This window comes from Escherichia sp. Marseille-Q3837 (assembly GCF_916618735.1).
GTDB classification, from domain to species: Bacteria; Pseudomonadota; Gammaproteobacteria; order Enterobacterales; family Enterobacteriaceae; genus Escherichia; species Escherichia ruysiae.
This window is the reverse complement of the sequence record NZ_CAKAKC010000001.1, coordinates 3,712,606-3,738,983: the sequence shown is the minus strand read 5'-3', so window position 1 is coordinate 3,738,983 and position 26,378 is coordinate 3,712,606. Positions and strand designations below refer to the sequence as shown.

28 protein-coding genes and 2 pseudogenes are annotated in these 26,378 nt (G+C 50.4%); 16 read left to right on the top strand and 14 right to left on the bottom strand.

From position 1 onward, the window contains the following. The first annotated feature begins 12 nt into the window (after positions 1-12). Positions 13-1,323, top strand: coding sequence for an AppA family phytase/histidine-type acid phosphatase (locus LG381_RS18165; protein ID WP_024212534.1), 1,311 nt, complete (start codon positions 13-15; stop codon positions 1,321-1,323). Here LG381_RS18165 and cspH read toward each other — a convergent pair. Further along, on the bottom strand, positions 1,311-1,523 hold the full coding sequence (gene cspH, locus LG381_RS18160) for a cold shock-like protein CspH (protein WP_225762732.1): 213 nt from the start codon (positions 1,521-1,523) through the stop codon (positions 1,311-1,313). The two genes, LG381_RS18165 and cspH, sit on opposite strands and share 13 nt — an antisense overlap. Before the next feature lie 285 nt (positions 1,524-1,808). On the opposite strand from cspH, the gene cspG reads away from it, so the two are divergent. The 5 genes and pseudogenes from cspG to LG381_RS18140 all read left to right on the top strand — a co-directional run bounded on the left by cspG (position 1,809) and on the right by LG381_RS18140 (position 2,585). Then, positions 1,809-2,021 carry a cold shock protein CspG gene (cspG, locus tag LG381_RS18155; RefSeq protein WP_000066493.1) on the top strand — a complete coding sequence of 71 codons (213 nt, stop codon included), beginning with the start codon at positions 1,809-1,811 and terminating at the stop codon, positions 2,019-2,021. 10 nt (positions 2,022-2,031) lie between these two features. Then, complete coding sequence (locus LG381_RS18150) at positions 2,032-2,220, top strand: cold-shock protein (protein ID WP_071524879.1); 189 nt, start codon at positions 2,032-2,034, stop codon at positions 2,218-2,220. Beyond that, positions 2,195-2,393 (top strand): annotated as a pseudogene (locus LG381_RS18145) (cold-shock protein). The gene LG381_RS18150 and the pseudogene LG381_RS18145 overlap by 26 nt, the downstream one beginning before the upstream one ends. Continuing rightward, the gene (locus LG381_RS22445) at positions 2,372-2,422 is read left to right on the top strand and encodes a hypothetical protein (RefSeq protein WP_135486412.1); all 51 of its coding nucleotides are present in this window, start codon (positions 2,372-2,374) and stop codon (positions 2,420-2,422) included. The pseudogene LG381_RS18145 and the gene LG381_RS22445 overlap by 22 nt, the downstream one beginning before the upstream one ends. After that, positions 2,412-2,585: an addiction module toxin, GnsA/GnsB family gene (locus LG381_RS18140; protein ID WP_001019200.1), complete on the top strand. Its 174-nt coding sequence runs from the start codon at positions 2,412-2,414 to the stop codon at positions 2,583-2,585. The genes LG381_RS22445 and LG381_RS18140 overlap by 11 nt, the downstream gene beginning before the upstream one ends. 48 nt (positions 2,586-2,633) lie before the next feature. On the opposite strand, the gene LG381_RS18135 is transcribed toward LG381_RS18140, so the two are convergent. The 4 genes and pseudogenes from LG381_RS18135 to LG381_RS18120 all read right to left on the bottom strand — a co-directional run. After that, positions 2,634-3,707, bottom strand: a complete 1,074-nt coding sequence (locus LG381_RS18135) for a 4Fe-4S binding protein (protein ID WP_085460597.1) — start codon at positions 3,705-3,707, stop codon at positions 2,634-2,636. A gap of 71 nt (positions 3,708-3,778) precedes the next feature. Then, positions 3,779-6,523 carry a TMAO reductase system sensor histidine kinase/response regulator TorS gene (gene torS / locus LG381_RS18130; RefSeq protein ID WP_225762731.1) on the bottom strand — a complete coding sequence of 915 codons (2,745 nt, stop codon included), beginning with the start codon at positions 6,521-6,523 and terminating at the stop codon, positions 3,779-3,781. Between the two features lie 94 nt (positions 6,524-6,617). Then, positions 6,618-7,154 carry a tyrosine-type recombinase/integrase gene (locus tag LG381_RS18125; protein ID WP_367273294.1) on the bottom strand — a complete coding sequence of 179 codons (537 nt, stop codon included), beginning with the start codon at positions 7,152-7,154 and terminating at the stop codon, positions 6,618-6,620. Positions 7,155-7,166: 12 nt separating this feature from the next. Then, a pseudogene (locus tag LG381_RS18120) lies at positions 7,167-8,101 on the bottom strand (IS3 family transposase); the annotation flags it as partial. A gap of 146 nt (positions 8,102-8,247) precedes the next feature. On the opposite strand from LG381_RS18120, the gene LG381_RS18115 reads away from it, so the two are divergent. Beyond that, positions 8,248-8,535, top strand: a complete 288-nt coding sequence (locus LG381_RS18115) for a hypothetical protein (protein WP_225762730.1) — start codon at positions 8,248-8,250, stop codon at positions 8,533-8,535. 65 nt (positions 8,536-8,600) lie between these two features. On the opposite strand, the gene LG381_RS18110 is transcribed toward LG381_RS18115, so the two are convergent. Next, the gene (locus tag LG381_RS18110; RefSeq protein ID WP_225762729.1) at positions 8,601-9,878 is read right to left on the bottom strand and encodes a FliC/FljB family flagellin; all 1,278 of its coding nucleotides are present in this window, start codon (positions 9,876-9,878) and stop codon (positions 8,601-8,603) included. A 185-nt stretch (positions 9,879-10,063) separates the two neighbouring features. On the opposite strand from LG381_RS18110, the gene LG381_RS18105 reads away from it, so the two are divergent. Next, the gene (locus LG381_RS18105) at positions 10,064-10,177 is read left to right on the top strand and encodes a capsid protein (protein ID WP_225762728.1); all 114 of its coding nucleotides are present in this window, start codon (positions 10,064-10,066) and stop codon (positions 10,175-10,177) included. A gap of 482 nt (positions 10,178-10,659) precedes the next feature. Further along, complete coding sequence (torT, locus tag LG381_RS18100; RefSeq protein ID WP_225762727.1) at positions 10,660-11,688, top strand: TMAO reductase system periplasmic protein TorT; 1,029 nt, start codon at positions 10,660-10,662, stop codon at positions 11,686-11,688. On the opposite strand, the gene torR is transcribed toward torT, so the two are convergent. After that, positions 11,661-12,353 (bottom strand): two-component system response regulator TorR, encoded by a 693-nt coding sequence (gene torR / locus LG381_RS18095; protein WP_225762726.1) that lies wholly within the window; start codon positions 12,351-12,353, stop codon positions 11,661-11,663. The genes torT and torR overlap by 28 nt on opposite strands. 129 nt (positions 12,354-12,482) lie before the next feature. Here torR and torC point away from each other — a divergent pair, with 129 nt between their 5' ends. The 3 genes from torC to torD are packed head-to-tail and all read left to right on the top strand — an operon-like array spanning position 12,483 to position 16,797. After that, positions 12,483-13,655, top strand: a complete 1,173-nt coding sequence (gene torC / locus LG381_RS18090) for a pentaheme c-type cytochrome TorC (protein ID WP_001230244.1) — start codon at positions 12,483-12,485, stop codon at positions 13,653-13,655. Further along, the gene (torA, locus tag LG381_RS18085; RefSeq protein WP_225762725.1) at positions 13,655-16,201 is read left to right on the top strand and encodes a trimethylamine-N-oxide reductase TorA; all 2,547 of its coding nucleotides are present in this window, start codon (positions 13,655-13,657) and stop codon (positions 16,199-16,201) included. Before torC ends, torA begins: the two co-directional genes overlap by 1 nt. Continuing rightward, positions 16,198-16,797, top strand: a complete 600-nt coding sequence (torD, locus tag LG381_RS18080) for a molecular chaperone TorD (RefSeq protein WP_225762724.1) — start codon at positions 16,198-16,200, stop codon at positions 16,795-16,797. Before torA ends, torD begins: the two co-directional genes overlap by 4 nt. Before the next feature lie 152 nt (positions 16,798-16,949). Here the strand turns inward: torD and cbpM are convergent, their stop codons facing one another. The 5 genes from cbpM to LG381_RS18055 form a co-directional block, all read right to left on the bottom strand. Next, the gene (gene cbpM / locus LG381_RS18075; RefSeq protein WP_000024502.1) at positions 16,950-17,255 is read right to left on the bottom strand and encodes a chaperone modulator CbpM; all 306 of its coding nucleotides are present in this window, start codon (positions 17,253-17,255) and stop codon (positions 16,950-16,952) included. Further along, positions 17,255-18,175 carry a curved DNA-binding protein gene (cbpA, locus tag LG381_RS18070; protein WP_000420621.1) on the bottom strand — a complete coding sequence of 307 codons (921 nt, stop codon included), beginning with the start codon at positions 18,173-18,175 and terminating at the stop codon, positions 17,255-17,257. The genes cbpM and cbpA overlap by 1 nt, the downstream gene beginning before the upstream one ends. A gap of 213 nt (positions 18,176-18,388) precedes the next feature. Next, positions 18,389-18,745 carry a RidA family protein gene (locus tag LG381_RS18065; RefSeq protein ID WP_024165060.1) on the bottom strand — a complete coding sequence of 119 codons (357 nt, stop codon included), beginning with the start codon at positions 18,743-18,745 and terminating at the stop codon, positions 18,389-18,391. Beyond that, the gene (locus tag LG381_RS18060; protein ID WP_085460609.1) at positions 18,742-19,995 is read right to left on the bottom strand and encodes a D-amino acid dehydrogenase; all 1,254 of its coding nucleotides are present in this window, start codon (positions 19,993-19,995) and stop codon (positions 18,742-18,744) included. Before LG381_RS18060 ends, LG381_RS18065 begins: the two co-directional genes overlap by 4 nt. 50 nt (positions 19,996-20,045) lie before the next feature. Next, entirely contained in the window at positions 20,046-20,960 is a 915-nt protein-coding gene (locus LG381_RS18055; protein ID WP_000776565.1) for a LysR family transcriptional regulator, read from the bottom strand. Positions 20,961-21,232: 272 nt separating this feature from the next. Between LG381_RS18055 and LG381_RS18050 the strand changes: the two genes are divergently transcribed. Together LG381_RS18050 and agp are read left to right on the top strand one after the other, a co-directional pair. Beyond that, complete coding sequence (locus LG381_RS18050; protein WP_001285185.1) at positions 21,233-22,666, top strand: hypothetical protein; 1,434 nt, start codon at positions 21,233-21,235, stop codon at positions 22,664-22,666. 157 nt (positions 22,667-22,823) lie between these two features. Next, the gene (gene agp / locus LG381_RS18045; protein WP_000751741.1) at positions 22,824-24,065 is read left to right on the top strand and encodes a bifunctional glucose-1-phosphatase/inositol phosphatase; all 1,242 of its coding nucleotides are present in this window, start codon (positions 22,824-22,826) and stop codon (positions 24,063-24,065) included. A gap of 37 nt (positions 24,066-24,102) precedes the next feature. Here the strand turns inward: agp and LG381_RS18040 are convergent, their stop codons facing one another. Further along, a complete protein-coding gene (locus LG381_RS18040; protein ID WP_001143120.1) occupies positions 24,103-24,330 on the bottom strand; it encodes a YccJ family protein in 228 nt (75 codons plus the stop codon). A 20-nt stretch (positions 24,331-24,350) separates the two neighbouring features. After that, positions 24,351-24,947: an NAD(P)H:quinone oxidoreductase gene (gene wrbA / locus LG381_RS18035; RefSeq protein WP_001151442.1), complete on the bottom strand. Its 597-nt coding sequence runs from the start codon at positions 24,945-24,947 to the stop codon at positions 24,351-24,353. Positions 24,948-25,308: 361 nt separating this feature from the next. On the opposite strand from wrbA, the gene LG381_RS18030 reads away from it, so the two are divergent. Next, positions 25,309-25,482 carry a general stress protein gene (locus LG381_RS18030; RefSeq protein WP_001273661.1) on the top strand — a complete coding sequence of 58 codons (174 nt, stop codon included), beginning with the start codon at positions 25,309-25,311 and terminating at the stop codon, positions 25,480-25,482. A 221-nt stretch (positions 25,483-25,703) separates the two neighbouring features. After that, a complete protein-coding gene (gene rutR, locus LG381_RS18025) occupies positions 25,704-26,342 on the top strand; it encodes an HTH-type transcriptional regulator RutR (protein WP_010344430.1) in 639 nt (212 codons plus the stop codon). Positions 26,343-26,378 lie beyond the last annotated feature (36 nt).

Here is a 26,378-nt window from a genome sequence, read left to right as displayed (position 1 = left end):
GGAAACCTGGCGATGAAAGCGATTTTGATCCCCTTTTTTTCTCTTTTGCTTCCGTTAACTCCGCTACCTGCATTTGCTCAGGGGGCGCCGGAACTGAAGCTGGAAAGTGTGGTGATTGTCAGCCGTCATGGTGTGCGAGCACCCACCAAATCTACGCAAATCATGCAGGACGTTACTCCAGACACCTGGCCTGGCTGGCCGGTGAAACTGGGTTGGCTGACACCACGAGGCGGTGAGCTGATCTCTTATCTCGGACATTACCAACGCCAACGCCTGGTGGCTGACGGTTTGCTGGCAAAAAATGGTTGCCCGAAAGCTGGGCAGGTCGCGATTATTGCCGATGTTGACGAGCGCACTCGTAAAACAGGCGAAGCCTTTGCTGCCGGGCTGGCTCCCGACTGTGCAATAACCGTACATACTCAGTCAGACACTTCCCGTCCCGATCCGTTATTTAATCCCCTGAAAACCGGTGTTTGCCAACTGGATAAAGTGAACGTAACTGAGGCGATTCTCAGCAGGGCAGGCGGCTCTCTCGTTGATTTTACCGATCATCGGCAAACGGCATTTCACGAACTGGAGCGGGTACTCAATTTTCCGCAATCAAGTCTGTGCCTCAAACGAGAGAAACAAGACGAAAGCTGTTCGTTCACGCAGGCATTGCCCTCTGAACTCAAGGTGAGTGCTGATAACGTCTCATTAACGGGTGCGGTAAGCCTCGCATCCATGCTGACGGAGATATTTCTCCTGCAACAAGCACAGGGAATGCCGGAGCCTGGCTGGGGACGAATTACTGATTCACATCAGTGGAACACCTTGTTAAGCCTGCATAATGCGCAGTTTTATTTGCTGCAACGTACCCCGGATGTGGCTCGTCGTCGTGCCACACCGCTGTTGGATTTAGTTCTGACGGCGTTGACGCCAAACAACCCGCAAAAATCGAACTATGGAATTACGCTGCCGACTTCACTGTTGTTTATTGCCGGGCATGATACCAACCTGGCGAATCTGGGGGGGGCACTGAAGCTTAACTGGACGCTGCCGGGTCAACCGGATAACACCCCGCCGGGTGGTGAACTGGTATTTGAACGCTGGCGGCGGCTAAGTGATAACAGTCAATGGATTCAGGTTTCGCTGGTATTCCAGACCTTGCAGCAGATGCGTGATAAAACGCCGCTATCGCTAAAAACGCCGCCTGGAGAGGTAAAACTGACACTGGCAGAATGTGAGGAGAGAAACGCGCAGGGCATGTGTTCACTGGCGGATTTTACGCAAATAGTGAATGAAGCGCGTATTCCGGCATGTAGTTTACATCAGGATAAATAAACATTTGCCGCTGTTGGTCCTCGCAGGCCATTTACGCGGCAAAATTCTACGCGTAATCCTGGGATGAGCACTTCTGCGTCGCGGGGACTGAATGCGGAAACATGAACCTGGACTTCTTTACGACCGTCGGAGGGGGTGATGAATCCTTTGCCGCTTTTGCGATCAAAGGTTTTGACAATTCCTGTCATTTTACGGGACAAACAAATTCCTTACTAAAAATACTGCGCCGCACTATACGGTGTTAATAAAATAAAGCCAGCGATATTTAAGACCGCCGGACGGCTAAAATAAAATTTGCTTAATCATATTTATCATGCGTTAATAGCTGCGTCGGTTTGAAAGACAGACAGCATACAAAGTAGTTTACTAAAGCAGTTCTCATTATCAGGCATTATCCCCTTCTTTTGAGTCTCTCTCCTGAACACTAAGTAGTTTCTGTAATAAAGCCCTGTTTGCCGAAAGGCTCAAAATGAAGGAAGTAAAATATGTCTAATAAAATGACTGGTTTAGTAAAATGGTTTAACGCAGATAAAGGTTTTGGTTTTATCACTCCTGATGATGGCAGCAAGGACGTTTTCGTTCATTTCACCGCCATCCAGAGCAATGAATTCCGCACGCTGAATGAAAATCAGAAAGTCGAATTTTCTATTGAGCAGGGGCAACGTGGCCCCTCGGCAGCGAACGTTGTTACGCTCTAAGGTTGCCGTTATTACTCAACATCTCCATTTCCGCTGTCCATGTTGTCATGGTTCACAGTACCGCACATCGGCATTCGATGTGACGGAGCGAAACCCTTTGGGCGCTAAGTGTATTTTCTGTAAATCGACGATGATCACCTTTGATAACGTTGCCTTGCAAATACGCACTGACCATGCGCCGCTGGATTTCACAAAATAATATCAGGCTCCCTCGCGGAGCCTTTTTTATATCTTCTGTTTGCACTTATCCCTGTACGCATATTGAGCGATAACCTACTGATTATTGAATCTTTCATGCAGATGGCTTATAACATTTCTAACCTGACCAGGGGATCGGAACCAACACCTTGCTGGCGTGTTGCTGTCTTTTAAGACCAGAAGAGGTTAACAGTGAATATTGAAGAGCTAAAAAAACAAGCCGAAACGGAAATCTCCGACTTTATTGCGCAAAAAATCGCCGAATTGAGTAAGAACACAGGGAAAGAAGTCTCTGAAATTCGCTTTACTGCGCGGGAGAAAATGACCGGGCTTGAAGGTTATGACGTCAAAATCAAAATAATGTGATTTTGTGAACATCACCCCGTGCGAGGTGATGTTCCGCTTGTTGCTAATTTAGTGACCAATCATTGGCGCTTGTGGAATTAAGCGTCGATACAATTCTTCTGGCACCGGGCTTTGCCATACACCCGCATACATCGCATATCCAATCACCGCAAACATAATCCCCAGAACCAATAGCGTCATTAACCAGCCAGACAACGCAAAGGCCTTTTTATTTGCCGCAGGTTTTTGCAGCGAAAAAGTTAATGTTGAAGTGACCGGACATGACTCTACGCAAGTCATACAGCCGGTACATTCCACTGTTCGTACCTGAATTAATTTATCGACCGGGATCCGTGATGGGCAATTTTTTGCGCATTTGCCACAATCGATACAACTTTCGGCATTGCGACGAATCTTAAACGGCGAAAATAACGAAACCACGCCCATCAGCGCGCCATATGGGCAAAGATAACGACACCAGGCATGGCGAATAAACAGGCTGGCAATCAGCAAAACGGTCACGCTGATTAATGTCGCGGTTCCCATATGACGAAAGAAATCGAGCATTTTAACGTCCATCACCACGCTGTAGGGCGATAGCATAAAATAGTGAATTGCCTGAGCGGGCATCAATAACGCGATATAGAGAAAAAAACTCAACAGCAAATACTTCACTGCGCGCAGAGGAATATCCAGCCAGCGGGGAAGGGCAAATTGCCGACCAAACAGTTTTTTCCCGAGATCGCCGATTAATTCAGAAAGCGTACCAATCGGGCATAACCATGAACAAAAGGCCTTTTTCAGCAACAGACTGATGATGATAAAAGCGACCAGCAACAGCATCGCGGCGGCATGGACGGAAGGTAGCTGGCCTGTTTCAAAGCTATATTTCAGATTCATCAGGCCGGCAATCGGTAGCCAGCCTTCGATGCCTCCTGGTCTGGCGACAAATGTCGTACTACCTGCCGTTTCGTAATAGCGCACCCAGTACCAGAAGGTGACGGCAATATAAATATTGATTGCTAACAGTAATAATTGCGTCGCTTTACGCCAGGTCGCGGCATTATGCCAGTCATTCCACGGTAATTTGCCGCCCGTCGTGCCTGGCCGCCGCTGCCAGCGGGTTCTTTTTTTCTCTGTCATGATTTTGCCAGCCCGTTAAGTTGCATGCTAAATACCACTATTCTAAATATTCTTAACTGGCTGATATTGATTCAAATCGCGTTCAGGTCTTTCTTATTCAACCATGCTTCCAGAGCGGCAACACTGTGTGTAATTTCTTCGTGTGGGAGGGGGGCAGATAATGGTTGCTGCTCCAGTTGCGCGCATAGCTGGCTGGCGCTACGCATTCCCAGACTCGCGCAGCTGCTTTTTAGCTGGTGCGCGGCACGTTTAATTTTTTCGCCGTCCTGCCTGGCGCGGGCTGCGTCTATTTCATCGAGAAGTGGCAGGGCATGTTGTTTAAATAATGTCAGCCATTCGCGAATACTCTCCGTCCCCATTAACTGAGCATCTTCATGGAGTTGCGATACATCCAGCGATTGATCTTTATTGGTTTGCAGTTGGAGATAGTGCGCCAGTAACTGACCGAGCACTTCACGCGGCACTGGTTTAGGGATAATCCCGCGAAAGAGCGAACTGGTTCGCTGGCGCAGCGTTTCGTCGATGACATGGGCGCTAAAGCCAATCAAAACCAGCGACGGATATTGCTGTACCAGTTGTCGGGCAAGGGTAATGCCGTCGATATCCGGCAGATCAAAATCCACCAGTGCGGCAGCAAATGGTTCACTATTTTGCAGCGTTTCTATCGCCTGCGCGGCATTGCCAACAGCCACGACCTGCGCACCACTGGTGTTTAGCATCTCAACGGTAATTCGCTGGGTTAGCGGGTTATCTTCAATTAACAGCAAACGTAAACCGTCCAGACGTACCGCCTGATTGACTGTTTTTGGCACGGGGGCAGTGGCAACACGTAACGGCAAGCGTAAACAAAAACAGCTTCCAGCCCCCGGCGTGCTGGTGGCGCTCAGTTCGCCGCCCATCGCCTGAGCCAGACTGCTACTGATAGTCAGCCCCAGACCGGTGCCGCCGCGTTTGCCGCTTACCTGAACAAATGGCTGGAATATTTCTGCCAGTTTCGCGGGATCAATACCGCAGCCGCTGTCTTCCACTTCGACCAACCATTGCTCGCCATCAGTGCGACTGCGCAGGACGATCTGCCCCTCGTCAGTGAAACGCACGGCGTTGCTCAACAAGTTGGTAATAACCTGGCGAATACGTCGCGGATCGCCCATTAACGCGCTCGGTACATCGTTGGCAATTGCCGTTGCCAGGCGAATCGGGCGACCTTTCACCCGCCCGCTCATTAATTGCAGGGTACTTTCCAGCAGCGGGCGTGGTTCAAAGGGTTCATCGCTGACCGAAACATTTTTGCCCCCCGCTTCGATAGCCGAATAATCGAGGATATCGTTAAGGATGGTCAGCAGCGATTCGCCGGAGTCGGTAATTGCCCGCAAATCATCACGCTGGGCGTTAAGTGCGGGGTTATCTGCCAGCAGTTGCGCGGTGCCGAGAATACCGTACAGCGGTGTGCGGATCTCATGGCTCATTGCCGCCAGAAATGCCGATTTTGCCTGGCTGGCTTTTTCAGCTTCCGCACGAGCCTGTCGGTGTTCTATCACCAGTTCCTGTAATTCAGCCGTGCGCGCTTTTACTTGTGCCGCCAGCTGTTCGCGCTGGCGATTCAGCGCATGAACGCTGCTGCGAAACGCATCCATCAGCCGCCCGATGGTATCCAGCTCCCGCACGCCAGCGGTTTCCGGGAAAGGGGAGTCGATATCACCGTCCAGCAAGCGTTGCAGCGCCTGCGTTTGTTCAGCAAGTGGACGTGTGACAGAGCGATAAACCACGCGCCAGAGGATCAGAATCAGTGCGCAAAGTGAAACCATCCCCAGCAATAACAGGCTGTATTGCCCGCGTGCACTGGCTTTTTCGAGATGCGCCAGTCCGTGCTGATTGCGCAGCTCAATGGTGTCGACCAGCTGACTGACTTCACTACTAAACTGCGCGAACTGGGCGATGTTATTTTGGGCGAGAGTTTGCAGGTGATTGCTGATTTCACTGTCCTGCTGATACAGCGCCAGCAAATCGCTATATTGGCTAACGGTAGTTAACGTTGTCGCAACCTGAGCACGAACACCCGGATCTTCAATGCGTATTTGCCGACGTTGCAGAATTTTCACCGCATTATTGAGCTGCTTTTCCAGCGTTGGCGCATTTTTCTGGATCTGTTCCAGCCCCAGATTCATCACCATTTGCTGCACCCGCAGAGCACTAAGGCGCAGTTCATTCATCTGGTTAACATACTCAAGATCGATATCAATCAGCCTGTCGAGTGCACTTTCAGCAGCCTGACGCTGATGTTGTTCGATCAAATCGTAAATCCCGGCCTGGGTAGCTCCGGCGGAGGTTGCCGCATTATTCGCCTGACCTTGCGCCAGGCGTGCGATTTCATCGGCGGCGGCGACTATCTGCTGACTGAGTTGCTGTTGTTGCTGGCGCAGTTGCAAACGCTGCCCCACCAGCTCCCCTTGTTGACGTAACGAACGGGAAATCTCCTGCTCCTGTTGTTCAATAGCGGTGGTATCAAAACCTTGTTCCCGTAACGCTTGCAGCAACGCATTAATCTTCAGACTTTGTGCGGTGAGCATTCGCCCCTGCGCCTGCCACATCTTTTCGTTATCGGCACTGGTCAGGTTCTGCGCGGCGAAAAGTTCCCAGGCGCTGGCTTCGCTCAACTGGCGCGCCATATTCATGGTAGGAATCAATGCCTGAGTGTTGTCTTTTTCCACCTGGCTGATAAAGCGCAGGTTGTACCATCCCACCAGGGTACTGGTCAGGGTTAACAGCGCCATCAGGGCAAAGCCCATCCAGAGTCTTCGGGTCAGGGTTAAATTCACGGTCGGTGTACTTAAGGTGAATAAGTTGTATATTTAAAATCTCTTTGACTATCAATTAATTAACGTAAGCAGGTCATTATTAGTCAAAATAAAATCATTTGTCGATTTCAATTTTGTCCCATTCCCGTCCACGGCTGTCCCTATACCGCGCCGCCATTGAATCTGATTTATACCCGAGAAGACGTTGAGCAAACTTATCGCCAATCTGGTTCCGGTATAGCCTCGCTGACAGGCTACGCAGTTCATGGAATGTTGGCGGGTTTCCATCAAATGAGAGTCCAGATGCATTTCTCGCCTCTGTAAAATACTTCGATACTGTTTTCGGTGAAAGCGGATCGTGATGCTTTGATGCGATTATAGTTTCACTGCCGCTGGCCTCCCTGCATTTCTGTAGTGTATCAGCCAATGAGATATTGAGCGCGTCAATCGTTAGCGTCAGCGGAATGGCGAGCTTAGCCCCTGTTTTACCCTGCTCAATGTGAAGATGGTTGTCGTTTATGTCTGACCACTTCATTTTGCACAAATCGCCCACTCTCTGCCCTGTAACGACAGCCAAATCCATTGCCAGCCTCAGCCAGATTGGGAGAGGTTCGGCTGCATGGTAAATCGCGACATACTCATTAGCTGTCAGCCTTGAGCGCCTCAGGCTTTGCTTTATCTGATATCTCCACAGTAACTGTCTGAAATTCCTGCTGGTATAGTGACTGCCTTGATCCGAGTGATACAGTAAATTAGCCGGTTTCCCCCGTGCTTCCCAGGCCATCGACAGGGCTTTACCTGTCAGTGCGGAATCAGGGAAAAATGACATCGCCCAGCCAACCGGTTTGCGGGAAAACAAATCGAGTACAACAGCCAGATAAGCCCAGCGTTTTCCCGTCCAGATATAAGTCACATCACCGCACCAAGCCTGATTAGGCTCGGTAACAGCAAACTGGCGATCCAGATAATTAGGGATCTCAATGTGTTCCTTAGACGCCTTCTTATAACGATGGCCAGGTTGCTGACAGCTGATAATATTGAGCGCTTTCATCAGCTTTGTTGCCCGCCAGCGGCTCAGTTTTATACCTTTGGTGGTGACCATTGCGGCAATGCTTCGCGCTCCTGCTGAACCGTTACTTTCGTGATAAACTTCACGCACAAGGCTCAGTAATGCCACTTTCGTGGCGTCAGGCTTCCTGGGCTGCCGCCAGTATTTATAACTGCTGCGATGAACCCCAAACACGTTGCACACAACGGCAACAGGAAACCGCGCCCTGAGTTTCTCAACTAATGAGAATTGTTCAGGGAGTCTGACATCAAGAGCGCGGTAGCCTTTTTTAATATATCCCTTTCCATTTCAACGCGTTGAAGTCTTTTCTTCAACTCACGTATTTCAATCTGCTCAGGTGTCATGGGTGAAGCTATGGGTGATTTTCCCGCTCGCTCTTCTTTCAGTTGTCGAACCCATTTATCCATCGTGGATTTGCCGACATTCATCGCAGTGGCAGCGGCGGCAACGGTGTAATGCTGATCGAGTACAAGCTGGGCAGCCTCGAGGCGAAACTCGGGGCTAAAATTGCGTCTGTTACGTCCGGTCATAATGTCACCTGTTTTGACTATGAGGTGATGATATCACCTCTATTCAGGTGGCCAAATTCACTATGCCACTACAAGAGTTGATGAACTTGAGTCAGAATTAAAGTTGTTATCAACTTCCCGAAGTGATATCTGATAAAGGAGGAATAATGGATATAACACCTTTCCTTCACGCACTTTGTGCTGTGGCTGCGCAGGTACTGGTTGGTTTTTTTACCGGAAACTGGGCTTACGGAGCGATAGCTGGTTGTACGTTCTTCATCGCTCGTGAACATACCCAGGCAGAATATCGCTGGATTGAAATGTTCGGGCATGGCAAGCGTATGAATATGCCGTGGTGGGGCGGTTTTGACCCACGTGCGTGGGATGTAGCAAGCCTGATGGATTTTGCTGTGCCGGTGGTGGTGTGTCTGCTGGTCTGGCTGTTGTTTCGATGAATATCGTACAAGGCCGGATAATATGTATGGGGTACTGGCAGAATGATTCTGCCAGTGGGGGCATATTAACGCAGAAGCTGCAGAACGTTCTGCGGAACCTGGTTAGCCTGCGCCAGAACCGAAGTGCCAGCAGACTGCAGGATATTAGCGCGGCTCATTTCAGACACTTCAGACGCAAAGTCAGCGTCGAGAATACGGGAACGAGACTCGGACAGGTTGTTGACGGTGTTGTTCAGATTGCTGATAACAGAATCGAAACGGTTCTGCACAGCGCCAAGGCCAGAACGCAGTTTGTCAACCTGGGCAAGTGCCGCGTCGATTGTTTTCAGCGGGTTGGGTGTCAGAGTATGGGAGTTAGCAACCGCAACGCCCGTATCGGTAAAAGTACTCATTAATGATGAACCCACTATCTTTAATGATAGGGCGCTCTTGGTCATGTGTCCTTGGCCATCATCTACATAGAAATTCCCATTGCCGTCCGTTTCCAGTGTTTTACCACCACTCGGAGTAAAATCGACGAAGGCATTAAATGAATATGTTTTACCAAGCATGCTGCTTAGTTTTGCCGGATCTGGTTTTTGCTCAAGACTAGGAGCACTTTTAAATCCTAGAGCTCCGTCATGCTGTTGAGTTATAGTATAATATTTACCATTAGCTTCCGCATAAAGTATACCCGTGTCTTGGTCTTGTACTATATCTTGCGGTACGACAGGTGGGGTTCGATAATCAATCGTATACCCGATCTGATAAGTTGAGTGTGCAAGGGTACTCATTCCGGGATACAATGGTATGAGTGGAGTTCCTTTAATATTGTCTTCAACTGTGAAATCGTCCATGCTCAGACTTTTAGTATCCATTTTTTTAAGCTGGATATCGATGGTTTCACTGTCATTTGCACCTACCTGAATAGACAGAGACTGGTCACTACTTAGAACCTTGACGCCGTTAAATTCCGTCTGATCGGAGATACGGTTAATTTCATCCAGGCGAGCGTTAATTTCATCCTGAATAGATTCGCGGTCAGAAGCTGAGTTAGTACCGTTTTGTGCTTGTACGGTCAGGCGACGGATATTCTGCAGGTTATCGTTAACTTCGTTCAGAGCACCTTCGGTTGTCTGAGCGATGGAGATGCCGTCGTTAGCGTTGCGGGAAGCCTGAGTCAGGCCTGAGATGCTGGCGGTGAAACGGTTGCTGATAGCCTGGCCTGCAGCATCGTCTTTTGCGCTGTTAATACGCAGACCCGAAGATAGGCGCTGAATTGCCGTACCCAGAGTGGACTGCGACTTGTTCAGGTTATTCTGTGCAACAAGGCTCAGAGCATTAGTATTGATTACTTGTGACATCTATATGTTTCCTATGCGTTGGGCGGAACGAGCCGCAGACATATAATTAAAACAAAATATGAAAAAGTGTTTGGCAGCGTAAACTGTTTGAATATGATTTAAAAAATATATGCAATGCTGCTGCCGTATGTTGAATATCGGCAACGAAATGAAATGACTAAAGGGATGGAATCGGAGATTACACAATGAAAAACGCAGGTGTGTTGTACAAGAACGCGCTGCGACTGGCTGGAGAACTTTCTATAGTACGAGTATTGAATGATTTCCAGCCTTTATCGATTTTACGCATTTTTGCATGAGAGGATTTGCAACTCCTCTCACAGCTCATAACAGACATTCACTTCAGTTGTGGCAGAAAGGTATGCATACTGGGTGGGAAAAGTGTGAAAGAAAGGAAAACTGCTGCGCCGTTTGTCGTCGCGTTTATCTTCTTACTGGTTATGCAGGTCGTAGTGGGTGGCACACAAAGCTTTGCGGATTACAAGGCTTTGTGCTTCTCTGGAGTGCGACAGGTTTGATGACAAAAAATTAGCGCATGAAGACAAAAATCACCTTGCGCTAATGCTCTGTTACAGGTCACTAATACCATCTAAGTAGTTGATTCATAGTGACTGCATATGTTGTGTTTTGTCGCGTTTTGCAGTCTATTATTTAATCATTAAGTAATCTAATACTATGATTTTTAAATTATTTATGTGATTTTATCATCCTTTAGGTGAAAAAGGTTGAGTCGCAAAGCGGAATGCATCTAGCATAAAGCCTTATTATTGATGAGGCTATCATGCGCGTACTGCTATTTTTACTTCTTTCCCTTTTCATGTTATCGGCATTTTCGGCTGATAACCTGTTGCGCTGGCATGATGCGCAGCATTTCACGGTGCAAGCCTCTATGCCGCTTAAAGCCAAACGCGTATGGAAACTGTGCGCGCTTTATCCCAGCCTGAAAGATTCATACTGGTTATCGTTGAACTATGGAATGCAGGAGGCTGCCCGCCGCTACGGTGTGGATTTAAAAGTGCTGGAGGCAGGCGGCTACAGCCAGTTGGCTACCCAGCAAGCACAAATCGACCAGTGTAAAGAGTGGGGCGCAGAGGCCATTTTGCTCGGTAGTAGCACGACGTCATTTCCCGATCTGCAAAAGCAGGTAGCAAGTCTGTCGGTGATCGAACTGGTAAATGCTATTGATGCTCCCCAGGTGAAAAGCCGCGTTGGTGTGCCCTGGTTTCAGATGGGCTATCAACCAGGGCGATATCTGGTGCAATGGGCGCACGGTAAACCACTGAACGTGCTGTTGATGCCCGGCCCCGATAACGCTGGGGGCAGTAAGGAGATGGTTGAGGGTTTTCGAGCAGCCATTGCCGGAAGCCCGGTGCGTATTGTCGATATTGCGCTCGGTGACAACGATATTGAAATCCAGCGTAACCTGTTGCAGGAGATGCTGGAGCGCCATCCAGAAATCGACGTCGTTGCCGGAACGGCCATTGCGGCAGAGGCGGCAATGGGTGAAGGGCGTAACCTGAAAACGCCGCTTACCGTGGTGTCGTTTTATCTTTCACATCAGGTGTATCGCGGGCTGAAGCGGGGAAGAGTGATTATGGCTGCCAGCGATCAAATGGTCTGGCAGGGGGAACTGGCAGTTGAGCAGGCCATCAGGCAATTACAGGGAGAATCGGTGTCTGATAATGTCAGCCCACCGATTTTAGTTCTGACGCCGAAAAATGCCGACCGTGAACATATCCGCCGCTCGCTGTCGCCAGGGGGATTTCGTCCGGTCTATTTTTATCAGCACACATCAGCGGCTAAGAAATAACCTTCGCCATGTTGCGTCACCAGTAAATCCGCGCTGAGTTTATGGCGTAAACGACGAATTAACACATCGACGGTGCGCAGGTCAGGGTTTTCCACCCGACGCGCAGAAAGCATACGCAGCAGACGTTCACGGCTGAGAATTTCGCCCGGATTCGTCACAAATGCCACCAACATTTCATACTCTGCGCGGGTCAGTTTAATCGGCTCGCCATCCCGCTCCAGCGTATGGCGCGACACATTCAGGCAATAACCCGCAAAGCGATAGCAGTTGTCCTGAGTGTGCGGTTGAGCTTGTCGCGCGAGGTCGATTCGCCAGAGCAGATTTTTTACCCGTACTACCAGTTCGCGCAGTTCCAGCGGTTTGGTGACGTAATCGTCTGCGCCCATTTCCAGCCCAACAATACGGTCAATTCGATCGCTGCGTCCGGTAACCAGAATAATCCCCACCGTCGAACGTTCCCGCAGGGCGCGGGTTAACATCAGGCCATTTTCATCGGGTAAGTTGATATCCAGCAGAATTATATCTACCGGCTGATTCTGCATAATTTCCCGCAGCCCGGCACCGCTCGCCGTAACGGAAACGGTATACCCCTCCTGAGTGAAGTAGGATTGTAATCGTGCCTGGGTAACTGGATCATCTTCAACAATAACAATGTGATGTGGCATCAGAGGGTTTTACTCATTCTGTTCATATCTGTTCATATTCTGCCGTAAGCCGTTCATCCTGACCAGTGCCGCTGTTCATATTTGCTCATTAAGATCGCTTCACTAAACCATAATTTTACAGGGGCTATTATGCGGAAACTCTGGAACGCGCTACGCCGACCCAGTGCTCGTTGGTCGGTACTGGCGCTGGTCGCTATTGGGATTGTGATTGGCATTGCGCTGATTGTATTGCCACACGTTGGGATCAAAGTCACCAGCACAACCGAATTTTGTGTCAGTTGCCACAGTATGCAACCGGTGTATGAAGAATATAAACAGTCGGTGCATTTCCAGAACGCCTCCGGCGTGCGAGCTGAATGCCATGACTGTCATATCCCGCCGGATATTCCAGGCATGGTGAAGCGCAAACTGGAAGCGAGCAACGATATCTACCAGACCTTTATTGCCCACTCCATTGATACACCTGAAAAATTCGAAGCTAAACGCGCGGAACTTGCCGAGCGTGAATGGGCGCGAATGAAAGAAAACAACTCGGCAACCTGCCGCTCCTGCCATAACTACGATGCGATGGATCATGCGAAGCAGCATCCGGAAGCGGCACGTCAGATGAAGGTGGCAGCGAAAGATAATCAATCCTGCATCGACTGTCATAAAGGTATTGCCCACCAGTTACCGGATATGAGTAGCGGCTTCCGTAAGCAGTTCGACGAGTTGCGCGCCAGTGCTAATGACAGTGGTGACACGCTGTACTCCATTGATATCAAGCCGATTTATGCGGCGAAAGGCGATAAAGAAGCGTCTGGTTCACTGCTGCCTGCTTCGGAAGTGAAAGTCCTTAAACGTGACGGCGACTGGCTGCAAATTGAGATTACCGGCTGGACAGAAAGCGCCGGACGTCAGCGTGTACTCACCCAGTTCCCAGGCAAACGCATCTTTGTTGCCTCGATTCGTGGTGATGTGCAGCAGCAGGTGAAAACGCTGGAGAAAACCACCGTTGCCGACACCAATACCGAGTGGAGCAAGTTACAGGCCACCGCGTGGATGAAGAAAGGCGACATGGTGAACGATATCAAACCTATCTGGGCTTATGCGGATTCGTTGTACAACGGCACCTGTAACCAGTGCCACGGCGCACCGGAAATCTCCCACTTTGACGCTAATGGTTGGATCGGCACGCTCAACGGCATGATTGGCTTTACCAGCCTCGATAAACGTGAAGAACGCACCTTGTTGAAATATCTGCAAATGAATGCGTCTGACACCGCAGGTAAGGCTCACGGCGATAAGAAGGAAGAAAAATAATGAACAATAACGATCTCTTTCAGGCATCACGTCGGCGTTTTCTGGCGCAGCTCGGCGGCTTAACCGTCGCCGGGATGCTGGGGCCGTCATTGTTAACGCCGCGCCGTGCGACTGCGGCGCAAGCGGCTACTGAGGCCGTCACCTCGAAAGAGGGCATTCTGACCGGATCGCACTGGGGGGCTATCCGCGCGACGGTGAAGGATGGTCGCTTTGTGGCGGCAAAACCGTTCGAACTGGATAAATATCCGTCGAAAATGATCGCCGGATTGCCGGATCACGTACACAACGCGGCGCGTATTCGTTATCCGATGGTACGCGTGGACTGGCTGCGTAAGCGCCATCTGAGCGACACATCCCAGCGCGGTGATAACCGTTTTGTGCGCGTGAGCTGGGATGAAGCCCTCGACATGTTCTATGAAGAACTGGAACGCGTACAGAAAACTCACGGGCCGAGTGCCTTGCTGACCGCCAGTGGTTGGCAATCGACGGGGATGTTCCATAACGCTTCGGGGATGCTGGCGAAAGCTATTGCCTTGCATGGCAATAGCGTGGGTACGGGCGGAGATTATTCTACCGGTGCTGCGCAGGTGATCCTGCCGCGTGTAGTTGGCTCAATGGAAGTGTATGAACAGCAAACCTCCTGGCCGCTGGTATTGCAGAACAGCAAAACCATTGTGCTGTGGGGCTCCGATTTGCTGAAAAACCAGCAAGCGAACTGGTGGTGCCCGGATCACGATGTTTATGAATATTATGAGCAGTTGAAAGCGAAAGTCGCCGCCGGTGAAATTGAGGTCATCAGCATCGATCCGGTTGTTACATCCACCCATGAGTATCTGGGACGCGAGCATGTGAAGCACATTGCGGTTAACCCGCAAACTGACGTGCCGCTGCAACTGGCGCTGGCACATACGCTGTACAGTGAAAACCTGTACGACAAAAACTTCCTCGCTAACTACTGTGTGGGTTTTGAGCAGTTCCTGCCGTATCTGCTGGGTGAGAAAGACGGTCAGCCGAAAGATGCCGCATGGGCTGAAAAACTGACCGGCATTGATGCCGAAACCATTCGTGGGCTGGCGCGGCAGATGGCGGCGAACAGAACGCAAATTATTGCTGGCTGGTGCGTACAGCGTATGCAGCACGGTGAACAGTGGGCGTGGATGATTGTCGTTCTGGCGGCGATGCTGGGGCAAATTGGCCTGCCAGGTGGTGGCTTTGGTTTTGGCTGGCACTATAACGGCGCAGGCACGCCGGGGCGTAAAGGCGTTATTCTGAGTGGTTTCTCCGGCTCTACGTCGATTCCGCCTGTTCACGACAACAGTGACTACAAAGGCTATAGCAGCACCATTCCGATTGCCCGTTTTATCGATGCGATCCTCGAACCGGGGAAAGTGATCAACTGGAACGGTAAATCGGTAAAACTGCCGCCGCTGAAAATGTGTATTTTTGCCGGAACTAACCCGTTCCATCGCCATCAGCAGATCAACCGCATTATTGAAGGCTGGCGCAAGCTGGAAACGGTTATCGCCATAGATAACCAGTGGACCTCAACCTGCCGCTTTGCCGACATCGTGCTGCCTGCGACCACGCAGTTTGAGCGTAACGATCTCGACCAGTACGGCAACCACTCCAACCGTGGCATTATCGCCATGAAACAGGTCGTGCCGCCGCAGTTCGAGGCGCGCAACGACTTTGATATTTTCCGCGAGCTGTGCCGCCGCTTTAATCGCGAAGAAGCCTTTACCGAAGGGCTGGACGAAATGGGCTGGCTGAAACGCATCTGGCAGGAAGGTGTACAACAGGGTAAAGGACGCGGCGTTCATCTGCCCGCGTTTGATGACTTCTGGAATAACAAAGAGTACGTCGAGTTTGACCATCCGCAGATGTTCGTTCGCCACCAGGCATTCCGCGAAGATCCGGATCTCGAACCGCTGGGCACGCCGAGTGGCCTGATTGAGATCTACTCGAAAACCATCGCCGACATGAACTATGACGATTGTCAGGGGCATCCGATGTGGTTTGAGAAAATCGAACGCTCCCACGGTGGACCCGGCTCGCAGAAGTATCCGTTGCATCTGCAATCTGTGCATCCCGATTTCCGACTTCACTCACAGTTATGTGAGTCGGAAACGCTGCGTCAGCAATATACGGTAGCGGGTAAAGAGCCAGTGTTCATTAACCCGCAGGATGCCAGCGCGCGCGGTATTCGTAACGGTGATGTGGTACGCGTGTTTAACGCTCGCGGTCAGGTGTTGGCAGGAGCAGTAGTTTCTGACCGCTATGCACCCGGCGTGGCGCGAATTCACGAAGGGGCATGGTACGATCCAGATAAAGGCGGCGAGCCTGGTGCGCTGTGCAAATACGGTAACCCCAACGTGTTGACCATCGACATCGGAACTTCGCAGCTGGCGCAGGCGACCAGTGCGCACACTACGCTGGTGGAAATTGAGAAGTACAACGGAACAGTGGAGCAGGTGACGGCGTTTAACGGCCCCGTGGAGATGGTGGCGCAGTGCGAATATGTTCCGGCGTCGCAGGTGAAATCATGACCACGCTGACAGCACAACAGATTGCCTGTGTTTACGCCTGGCTGGCGCAGTTGTTCTCCCGTGAACTGGACGATGAACAACTGACGCAAATCGCCAGTGCGCAGATGGCTGAATGGTTTTCGTTGCTGAAAAGCGAACCGCCGCTCACAGCGGCGGTGAATGATCTGGAAAACCGTATTGCCACGCTGACAGTACGTGACGATGCCCGTCTGGAACTGGCCGCTGACTTTTGCGGCCTGTTTCTGATGACCGACAAACAAGCGGCGCTGCCTTATGCTTCGGCCTACAAACAGGACGAGCAGGAGATTAAACGCTTGTTAGTTGAGGCGGGGATGGAAACCAGCGGCAATTTCAACGAACCGGCAGATCATCTGGCAATCTATCTGGAGTTGTTAAGTCACCTGCATTTTTCACTGGGAGAGGAGACTGTTCCTGCGCGAAGAATCGACAGTTTGCGGCAAAAAACACTGACGGCGCTGCGGCAATGGTTACCAGAGTTTGCTGCGCGTTGCCGTCAGTATGATAGCTTTGGTTTCTACGCGGCACTAAGCCAGTTGTTGCAGATGTTGGTGGAGTGCGACAACCAAAAGAGATAATGCCGATTTGTAGGCCTGATAAGACGCGGTAAGCGTCGCATCAGGCATTATGGCAGAGCCGCCGGATGCGGCGTGAACGCCTTATCCGGCCCACAGGAACTGTAATCTTTGTAGACCGGTTAAAATGCGTCATCACATCCGGCAAACACATATCACGGATGAGCCACAAACCGGGAAAGCCGCTGGCGCAGCAGGCGGTTTTCCTGTTTCAGATGTGCAATATCATCCATTAACGTCAGCGCCACCGCGATCCCCGGCCAGTCCAGCGCCAGCTCATTACGCAGCCGTACTGCGCGTTGCACCACGATGGCGGCATGGTCGTCAAATACCCAGGTTGTTTCCTGGATCTCACGCGGTTCAACCACCCCCAAACCGACAATTTCATTCAACTCCTCTTCAGAGATGCCGGTATGCAGGCAAAATTCGGTAATGGTAAAAGTCACCATAACATTAGCCATCATGCTTTCCCCCAATCTTTGCGTGGATCAAAAGACGACTGGGCGTCTGCCAGTTGCTGCCACAGCGCGGCAGTGTTTTCATCTGGTTTCGGCGGCATCACGATTTTCAGTACCGCATACAGATCGCCGGTCTGTTTTTTGCTCACCAGACCTTTGCCTTTAACGCGTAATCGTTGCCCGGCCTGACTGCCTGGCGGGATAGTCAGCAAAATGCTTTCTTTCAGTGTTGGGACGGTGACTTTAGCACCCAGCGCCGCTTCCCACGGGCTAACCGGCACCACAATTTCCAGATCCTGACCGACAATATCAAACAGCGGATGCGGCGCAATATGAATCACCAGCCACAAATCGCCATTCGGGCCACCGTTTTCGCCCGGCGTCCCCTGGCCTTTCAGGCGGATGCGTTGACCATTGCCGACGCCCGCCGGGATCTTCACATTCAGCGTTTTCGGGATTTCCTGTTCGATCATGCCAAAGGCGTTATAAACCGGCAGGTTATAGCTGATGGTACGCTTGTGCTCAGTAAGCGTTTCTTCAAGGAATACCGCCACTTCGATTTCAATATCGTGGCCACGTGTAGCGGGGCGTTGGCGGCTCTGGCGGGCATGTTGACCGAAAATTGACGAGAAGATATCGTCAAAATCTTCGGCGTTAAAACTCTGACCGTCGCCATGATGGAACTGACGGTTAAATTGCGGATCGTTGCGATGTTGCCACATCTGATCATACTCAGCGCGACGTTGCTCATCACTCAACACTTCCCACGCTTCAGCGACCTCTTTGAAGCGGGCTTCGGCATCGGGTTCTTTACTGACATCGGGATGGTATTTACGGGCCAGTCGACGATAGGCGGTCTTGATTGTCTTGAGATCGTCCGTCGGTTTCACGCCCATGATGGCGTAATAATCCTTTAATTCCATAGCGTTATCTCGCGTAAATCAATACAGACAAAGGGAAACCCCTGACAAGGTATCAGTGTTAAGTGTAGGGGAAATCAGAAAAAATCGTAGGCCAGAGACAACAACATAACTAAAAATGATATTTTCAGCCTGAATGTTGGCAGGTAAAAGAGGGGACGTTTAACCTTCAGGGATGCCCCATGACGACCTTGCCAGGGGGCAGAAAATGGGGGCTTATCCCGCTTTTACCGCAGTTACCATCACTTCAACCAGAATCTCCGGGCGGGCCATCTCAGCTTGTACGGTAGCACGTGCCGGGCTATATCCTTCTGGTATCCAGCTAACCCATACGTCGTTGAAATCGGCAAAATCGCGGCTGATATCTTTTAACCATATCTGAGCGGACAAGAGATGAAATTTATCACTGTCAGCTGCCGCAAGTAATTCGTCGATTTTCTCCAGCACTTCGCGCGTTTGTTGCGCGATGGACGGGGTATTGCTCTTCGGTGTCTGACCGGAGAGAAAAACAAGATTGCCATATTCCACGCTGGCGGCAAGACGCGGTTGTGGGTTATTACGTTTGATATTCAAGCTGATTGGCTCCATGTCAGTCCATCAAGTGAAATTGCAGGGTCTTCGCCCGACAGCAGAGCGCCTAACACCACGGCACTACCCGCCGCCAGCGTAAAGCCCAGACTGCCCTGACCAAGATTCATCCATAGATTTTGATACTTCGCCCGTCCTAATAGTGGCGGACCCGCAGGGGTGGATGGACGCATACCCGTCCATAATTCGGCCTCATCGATACCTTGTAGTTGCGGAAAGCTGGCCGCTACGATCTGTTTTAAAGCGCCAATGCGTTCAGAGCGCAGTTCATTACCGTCATAGCCAATATCGACCATGGCGGCGATGCGCAACCGGTCACCGAGTCGGGCATAGACAATTTTATGACCATAGTCGGTGACACTGATTTGTGGTGCGATCCCCATTTTTTGTGGGAAGGGGAGCGTCAGACTGTAACCTTTCAAACCGCAGAGCGGTACGTGAGTCCCGGTTCCGGCAAGCAAATGCGTGCTGCCATTACCGGCGGCAACGACATAATCATCCGCAACCAGCGTTCCAGTGCGGGTGGTAATAGAGACAATGCGCTCACCTTTTTTATTCAACTGCAAAACTTCACAATCGGTTTGTAGCGAAAAATTCGCGCTGGCATTAAGTTTGGCAAGTAATGCCTGACAGAACTTATAGCAATCCGCCGTTTCATCGCCGGGGGAGTAAATACCACCGCACAGGGAATGACCAATATGTTTTAGTGCAGGTTCAAGATGAACACACTCTTCGCGTGATAAAGCCTGTTGAAATTGCGGATCAATGCCTTTTGCCGCTTTGGCTAAATCTTGCTGACGGCGATGAATAATCAGTTTGCCAGAACGGCGCCAGTGAAAATCATCAAGATTATCTTCCAACAACCATGCTTCCATGACCTGACGACTTAACAGTGATAAGCGTAAAATATGGTCGCCATTGAGTTTATTTGTCCGGCTATTACAGGACATTAAAAACGCCAGCAACCAGCGCCACTGGCTAAATGACAGGCGCAAACGCATATTCAGAGGGGAGTCACTTTTCCCCATCCATTTAAGCCCCTGCATCGGTACGCCTTTATCCGCCAGAGGGGCAACGTAGCGATAGCTGAGTTGCCCGCCATTAGCGAAACTGGTGGCGACGCCTGCCTGACTGTTGCGTTCTAACAATTGCACCTGATGGCCCTGTTTTACTAGCACCCATGCTGTCGCCAGACCAATTACCCCGCCGCCAATAACTACAATGCGTTTTTTCATCACCTGAGATATCCACCGCTAATAAGTGCGTTGGGGATATGTCAAAACATTTAGGCCTGAGGAGCAATTGACTTTTTATTTTCAGGGTATAACTCAAGGTTAATGGCTCGCAGTTGCTGACGTAATTGCTGACAGAGGAAATCGACAAATTTTTGTGTAATAGGGCTAAGCGAAACATCGGCACGGCGTAGCAAACAAAGGTCAATTTTCATTGGGGGGGCGATGGGGTGAATCGTCTCTGCCGGGAGGTTATGACGGGCAGAGAAAATATCGGTAATACTGCATCCCATTCCTCGTTTTACAAATTCAGTCGCCATGTAATAGGTCTGGACATTCAGGCGTGTCGTCAAAAAATCACGTCGTTTAGCTATTGCATCAGAAAGGGAATAGGGGCCGGGAGAAATCCAGCGTTGTTGGTCAATCTTGTCTATTTCTACCGCGCCCTGTCGATAGTCCCGGTCGATATAAACCAGCGGAACTTCGGCTATCAGCGTCGTCATAATCTCCCCCTGTTGAATCGGCTGTAGCGTCAGAGCCAGATCAATCTCGCGCAGATCAAGTTTTTTAACCAACGTTTCGGTGTGCTCTGTCGTCAGTGTCATTACCAGATTCGCATTCTGCTGGTAAAACGCAGTGACTATTTCCGGCACCAGACTTAATCCCAGGCTTGGCAGACATCCCAGAGCTATTCTGGCTCGCGGATCTCGCGTCAGGTTATCGGCCAGCAGTCGCAGGTTATCGAGTTCGTGATAAATCGACTGCGCTTTTTCAAAAAGTGTGATCGCTTCGCTGGTTGGAAGAAGCTTGCCACGCACTCGCTGAAAGAGCTGAAACCCGAGTTTTTGTTCAGCGTTTTTTAACGCTTTACTGGCGGCCGGCTGGGAAATATTCAGCGATTCCGCTGCCCGGGAAAGTGTCCCGCATGTCATTACGGCATAGAAGATTTCCAGGTGGCGCAGTTTCATTAAGAGTTAACCCAGAGTTATAGACAATAGATAAAAAGTCATTTCATGGTAACACCAAGTTAACATAAATTTAATCTGTAACGCCTGTTCTGGTAACAATGCGTTATTTGCCCACCTAAAGGGGTTAATTACGAACTCAGAATAATACCTGTAGTACCCGGACAAACCCTCAGTGCATTTTGCTAACAATAATAACGAGGGGGGATATTTTCTGAGCTGTCCAAATACATCGGCTGATATTGATGGTCGATTCGATGGGGTTAAGGAGTTATATGAGTGACTCAATGCTCGCTGGTGGTTCGCTAACCAGACAAAATATCACCAAAAAGAATGTCATTATTGGTTTACTGTTGGTTGTTTTTTTACTGACAGCGTTCTGGTGTCAGGGGCGTCCAGGTAATGAACTCGGACTGCTTGGTTTTACACCGCTGGTAGCGTTAGCGGTGCTCTCGTTGATAGGCGTCGATATTGTTCTGGCGGTTATTTCATCGATTATTATTGCGATGATAATGACTTCCACCGGCTTACCTGAAATGGGCACCATGCTGGCAAAATCGACGGGATCGTTTATCGCCACAGTTGGTCTGATCATTATGCTTGGTGCCGGTGTCGGGGAAGTGGCAACACGTACCGGAGCCGCCGTTGAACTGGTCAAATTTGTGGTACATCGTATCGGGCTTTCCAGCCAGACGCGGGTCAAATTTGGCATCGTTGTCTCTTCCATTCTCATCTGTGGCGCGCTGGGCACTATGGCAGGCGGTAATGCCATTATTGTCGCGGTGATTATTCCTGTGGCGGCGGCAGTACGGCTGACGCCTCCCACGGTGGCTGCACTGATGATGACGGCGGGCTCAGTGGGATTGTTTACCGGGCCATTTACTCCCAGTACCGTGACGATTTTACAACTCGGCGGCCTGACTTATCCGCAATACCTGATGTACGTCGGGCTACCAATGAGTGCCGTGACGTTATTCGCTGGCTGGATCATGGCCGGGCGAATTCAGAAGATGACGGAAGGAAAATTACATTACGAGGTGGATCTCTCTGAGAAAACTCAGGAAGAAGAGCAGCCCGCCCGTGTTCGCCGTCGCAAGCTCAGCGCGCTGGCATTTGCCGCAACCATTATTGTTATGGCGGTTATCGGTGTAGTGATAAAAGCAGGTTTTAGTTTTGCCATTATCGTGATGTTACTGGTGGCTTTGATCACCGGACTGGTGGGAGGATTAAGCCCTGCCGGGATACTGCAGGCGCTGTATAAGGGGTGTGGCAGACTGGTGTGGATGTTTCTGCTCTACTGGCTGTATAACCCGATTCTGGAACTTATGGATAGCCTGCAGGCGTATCAGGGGTTGCTCGAATACACTCAACCTCTGTTAACCGGGATATCACCAGCATGGCTTTGCTTCTGTATTTTTGCCTTTAACATTATCGGTCATGTGCCAGGCGCCGCTGTTGCTCAGATGACCTTTACGCACAAAATATTTGGTCCGATGTTGATGGCTGCGGGAGTGCCGCCACAGGGGACAACGGCGGTATTGTTGGCCTCATCGCAAGTGGACTGGTTTGGGCCTTTCCCTTCATCGGATATGTTTGGTCAAATGGGGCTGGCACAATCAACCCATCTGAAATATATGCTTTATAACGGTTGGACCATTGTCATTGCCAATATCATTCTTTTTGCCGTGCTGTTTCAGATATTAGTTTAACGATACAAACCAGGCGATAGCGCAGCTACTGTCAGTCATCGCCTGGTGCCCTGCAAGTTTCCCGCCTCGTTATCTGCTAATTTGCGAACCGGTTCCCGGAAATAAGTCATATTTCTGTCACACTCTTTAATCATTGATAACAAAAGAGGTGTGAGGAATGAAAAAAACGCTAATCGCCGCAGCCGTGGCAGGGATGGCTTTGCTTTCTTCAAATACTCAGGCACAGGCTGTACCGGAGGGCTATCAGCTACAGCAAGTGCTTATGATGAGTCGCCATAACTTACGCGCACCGCTGGCTAATAATGGCAGTGTGCTTGAGCAGTCGACGCCGAATAAATGGCCAGAATGGGATGTTCCCGGCGGGCAGCTCACCACTAAAGGTGGCGTGCTGGAAGTGTATATGGGGCATTACATGCGTGAATGGCTGGCAGAGCAGGGGATGGTAAAGTCGGGTGAATGCCCGCCACCGGACACCGTTTATGCCTACGCAAACAGCCTGCAACGTACCGTCGCTACCGCACAATTCTTTATTACTGGCGCATTCCCTGGATGTGATATTCCTGTTCATCACCAGGAAAAAATGGGCACTATGGATCCAACCTTTAACCCGGTCATCACCGATGATTCCGCCGCATTCAGTGAGCAGGCGGTAGCGGCAATGGAGAAAGAGTTCAGCAAACTACAACTGACTGACAGCTATCAGCTACTGGAAAAAATCGTTAACTATAAAGACTCTCCAGCCTGTAAAGAGAAGCAGCAATGTTCGCTGGTGGATGGCAAAAATACCTTCAGTGCTAAGTATCAACAAGAGCCGGGCGTTTCCGGGCCATTGAAAGTCGGCAATTCGCTGGTAGATGCGTTTACTTTGCAATACTACGAAGGTTTCCCGATGGATCAGGTGGCGTGGGGGGAAATTAAATCTGACCAACAGTGGAAGGTGTTGTCGAAGCTGAAAAACGGCTACCAGGACAGCTTGTTTACCTCACCGGAAGTAGCGCGCAATGTTGCGAAACCGCTGGTCAGTTATATCGACAAAGCCCTGGTCACCGATCGTGCCAGCGCACCGAAAATCACTGTGTTAGTAGGGCATGACTCTAATATTGCCTCGCTGCTCACCGCGCTGGACTTTAAACCCTATCAGTTGCATGACCAGAACGAACGCACGCCAATTGGCGGCAAAATCGTTTTCCAGCGTTGGCATGACAGCAAAGCCAATCGTGATTTGATGAAAATTGAATATGTTTATCAAAGTTCGGAACAGTTGCGTAATGCCGACGCGTTAACGTTACAGGCTCCGGCTCAGCGGGTGACGCTGGAATTAAGCGGTTGCCCGATAGACGCTGATGGTTTCTGTCCAATGGATAAGTTTGATAGCGTGTTGAATGAAGCAGTGAAATAACAGAAAACTCCCCCGCGAGAAACGGGGGAGTCACTGGTTAAACGTTTTTACGTTCGATGGTCTGTTCGCCCCAAAAAAGCGAATCTTTATCGGTTTTGGCAAAGGCTTTGACTAACACTTCATCGCTACCTTCTTCCCAAATTTTTTCCGCCATTTTCTCGTCGTACCCGGCGACTTCAAAAATGGCCTCGGCTATTTCCGGCGACGTATTGCGCAGAGATGCCCATTCACCCACGTGATGAGCTTTCGCTTCTTGAGTTGGCATGCGTATCCTCCTGTTGAAGATTAGCCATTAAGTTTGACTGCCAGACCAGCAACATATTCCCCCTGGTAACGTGCGATAGACAACTCTTCCTGACTGGGCTGGCGCGAACCGTCACCGCCTGCAATGGTGGTCGCGCCATAAGGCGTTCCGCCGCGAACCTGCGAGACGTCAAATAATTCCTGTGCTGCGTAGCCAATGGGGACAATCACCATGCCGTGATGTGCAAGGGTCGTCCAGGTTGAAGTGATAGTCTGTTCCTGACCGCCGCCGGTGCCGGTCGAACTAAAGACGCTCGCCAGTTTGCCGTACAGAGCGCCGGAAGCCCACAGGCCGCCAGTCTGATCCAGGAAAGTACGCATCTGGCCTGACATATTGCCAAAGCGGGTTGGTGTACCAAAAATAATCGCGTCGTAATCGGCCAGTTCTTGCGGGGTTGCAACGGGCGCAGTTTGCGTTTTACCGCCTGCTTTTTCGAATAATTGCGGCTGCATGGTCTCCGGTACACGCTTAACGACAACTTCTGCGCCATCGACTTTGCTTGCGCCTTCAGCGACTGCACGCGCCATCGTTTCGATATGTCCGTACATGGAATAATAAAGCACCAGAACTTTAGCCATTTCTAACCACTCCTCGTGTTATCTCTATTCCGTAGCGATTCGCTACCACTCATTTAAAGATAAGACGTCCTATTCAGAGTGCAAATTTCACAACCACTTATTTGATTTATAACAATTTTCACAAGCATGTAATTTTGTCGCAAAATGATACATTTTTATCCCATAGTGTTTTTTTAATCATAAGAGCGGCTTATGGCTGATTACCGGAAATGATATCTATTCTCGCTAAGAAGCTGTTGCAGGATATTACCAAACGCAGGCTTACCCGCGTCAGTTCACTAAGCTTAGTCCCACGTAGCGAAAATATGGCACCCGCCATACGCCGCGTTAATCCTGGGCACTATGATGACGGAGGTCAGTAATGGCAAACCATCGAGGCGGTTCCGGCAATTTTGCAGAAGACCGCGAAAGAGCATCAGAAGCAGGGAAAAAAGGTGGACAGCACAGCGGGGGGAATTTCAAAAATGACCCGCAGCGCGCATCTGAAGCAGGAAAAAAAGGGGGCAAAAGCAGTCACGGCAAAAGCAACAACTAGCCGGGCTACTCTATGACGAATGCGTTTTGTCTGACGCGCGTCAATACGCCACTGCCGCCGGTAATTCCGGCGGTTTTTCGTTCTGGTACTCTCCTTAATATCCTTACGTTAATACCTTTCTCGCTCATTCCACCATTATTCATTCGTGCCGTGAATGTTGATGGTCGAGGCATCGTGCTGATTTTGCTATCCTGTTGCCAGTCTACAAGAGGGGTGAGCGCATGACGCAAGGCGCAGTGAAAACAACGGGTAAACGTTCGCGCGCAGTGAGTGCGAAGAAAAAAGCGATTCTTGGTGCGGCACTGGACACTTTTTCACAATTCGGTTTTCACGGCACAAGGCTGGAGCAGATCGCAGAGTTGGCGGGCGTGTCAAAAACCAATCTGCTGTATTATTTCCCGTCGAAAGAGGCACTGTATATTGCCGTGCTGCGGCAAATTCTCGATATCTGGCTGGCACCGTTAAAAGCGTTTCGTGAAGATTTCGCCCCGTTGGCGGCAATCAAAGAATACATTCGTCTGAAGCTGGAAGTCTCCCGTGATTATCCGCAGGCTTCACGCCTGTTCTGTATGGAGATGCTGGCAGGCGCGCCGCTATTAATGGATGAGCTGACGGGGGACTTGAAGGCGTTAATTGATGAGAAATCGGCGCTGATTGCCGGTTGGGTCAAAAGCGGCAAACTCGCGCCGATTGACCCGCAGCATCTGATTTTTATGATTTGGGCTTCCACTCAACATTACGCCGATTTCGCTCCGCAGGTGGAGGCGGTGACAGGCGCGACGTTGCGCGATGAGGTGTTTTTCAATCAAACGGTTGAGAACGTGCAGCGGATTATTATTGAAGGGATTCGACCACGTTAATGATGCCGGAGGAAGTTGCAACATCCTCCGGCTATC